General features: G+C 56.0%; 2 protein-coding genes. One reads left to right on the top strand and one right to left on the bottom strand.

The window, feature by feature from the left end:
* The coding region (locus A3730_RS30050; RefSeq protein WP_156501435.1) for a DUF488 family protein at positions 1-183 on the top strand (183 nt) is incomplete at its 5' end.
* A 49-nt stretch (positions 184-232) separates the two neighbouring features.
* Here A3730_RS30050 and A3730_RS28580 read toward each other — a convergent pair.
* The coding region (locus A3730_RS28580) for a M23 family metallopeptidase (protein ID WP_063539421.1) at positions 233-789 on the bottom strand (557 nt) is incomplete at its 5' end.

Here is a 789-nt window from a genome sequence, read left to right as displayed (position 1 = left end):
TGGGCCGCGTTTTACCAGAAATACCACCGCGAATTGCGTGAAAACCTGCCGCACGAAACACGGCAGGCATTACGCCAAACAGCCAAAGATGGTCGTCTTACGTTAGTGTATGGCGCCAGGGATGAAGCCCATAATAATGCGGTGGCGCTAAAGATGTATCTGCAGGATTCGTCAAATCCGTGAAGGAAAATCAACGCGGGCAGAAACAGTCCCGATTGTTTTAACAGGGCCATTACTTCATCGGCGGCACTACCGTAACCGGGTCCAGCTTGACCTCGAACCAGTTCAGGCGCCAATCCAGATGAGGGCCTGTGGCTCTCCCGCTGGCACCGACTTTGGCCACGGGCTCGCCCTGCTTCACCGTCTGCCCGTCTTTCACCAGCACCTCGCTAAGGTGGATCATGGTGGATGACACTCCATAACCGTGGTCCATAATCAAGGTGCCACCGGAATAATAATTGTCCTGTTGCACCAAAGTGACCACCGCATCCGCTGGCGCCACCACCACCGTACCCGTGGGCCGGGCCACATCCACGCCATAGTGTGGCCGGCCAGGCTTGCCGTTATAGACTCGCTGACTGCCATACACACCACTGATACGCCCGGTGAGTGGCCACTGAAAATCACTGAGAAAGGCCATCAGGTCGGAATCCGTATCCCGCGCAGTTTTGATCTCGGCCACTTCTCGACGTATTCGTTTCAACACCGCTTCCGGTGGCGGTTCGACCGTGCGTTTGGGCACGCCTTCAATACGCTGAATCGCATATTCACGTTTCTCCAGCATCACCG

The organism is Alcanivorax sp. HI0044 (genome assembly GCF_001634945.1).
The sequence above is the reverse complement of the archived record's forward strand: the minus strand, read 5'-3'. Positions and strand labels throughout refer to the sequence as shown.